Source organism: Streptomyces sp. NPDC048018, assembly GCF_043202995.1.
Lineage (GTDB): Bacteria > Actinomycetota > Actinomycetes > Streptomycetales > Streptomycetaceae > Streptomyces.
Window position 1 is genome coordinate 1 of record NZ_JBIDBK010000033.1, and the last position, 1,048, is coordinate 1,048.

At 57.5% G+C, this 1,048-nt stretch carries 1 rRNA gene; it reads right to left on the bottom strand.

Features of this window, described 5'->3' with window-relative positions:
* A 23S ribosomal RNA gene (locus ACGF1Z_RS35590) occupies positions 1–1,048 on the bottom strand; the annotation flags it as partial.

Below are 1,048 nucleotides of genomic sequence, written 5' to 3' on the forward strand. Positions count from 1 at the left end.
CCTACACCCTTACCCCGGGACAACCACCGCCCGGGCTGGACTACCTTCCTGCGTCACCCCATCGCTTACCTACTACCACCTTGGGTCAGCGGCTCCACCACTCCCCTTTGCCCGAAGGCTCCAGGGCGGCTTCACGGCCTTAGCATTAATGGGCTCGATATTGGGCGTTTCAAAGCGGGTACCGGAATATCAACCGGTTGTCCATCGACTACGCCTGTCGGCCTCGCCTTAGGTCCCGACTTACCCTGGGCAGATCAGCTTGACCCAGGAACCCTTAGTCAATCGGCGCACACGTTTCTCACGTGTGTATCGCTACTCATGCCTGCATTCTCACTCGTGAACCGTCCACAACTCGCTTCCGCGGCTGCTTCACCCGGCACACGACGCTCCCCTACCCATCACAACACCCGTTGGGGCTATACGCTGCAATGACACGACTTCGGCGGTACGCTTGAGCCCCGCTACATTGTCGGCGCGGAATCACTTGACCAGTGAGCTATTACGCACTCTTTCAAGGGTGGCTGCTTCTAAGCCAACCTCCTGGTTGTCTCTGCGACTCCACATCCTTTCCCACTTAGCGTACGCTTAGGGGCCTTAGTCGATGCTCTGGGCTGTTTCCCTCTCGACCATGGAGCTTATCCCCCACAGTCTCACTGCCGTGCTCTCACTTACCGGCATTCGGAGTTTGGCTAAGGTCAGTAACCCGGTAGGGCCCATCGCCTATCCAGTGCTCTACCTCCGGCAAGAAACACACGACGCTGCACCTAAATGCATTTCGGGGAGAACCAGCTATCACGGAGTTTGATTGGCCTTTCACCCCTAACCACAGGTCATCCCCCAGGTTTTCAACCCTGGTGGGTTCGGTCCTCCACGAAGTCTTACCTCCGCTTCAACCTGCCCATGGCTAGATCACTCCGCTTCGGGTCTTGAGCGTGCTACTGAAACGCCCTATTCGGACTCGCTTTCGCTACGGCTTCCCCACACGGGTTAACCTCGCAACACACCGCAAACTCGCAGGCTCATTCTTCAAAAGGCACGCAGTCACGAG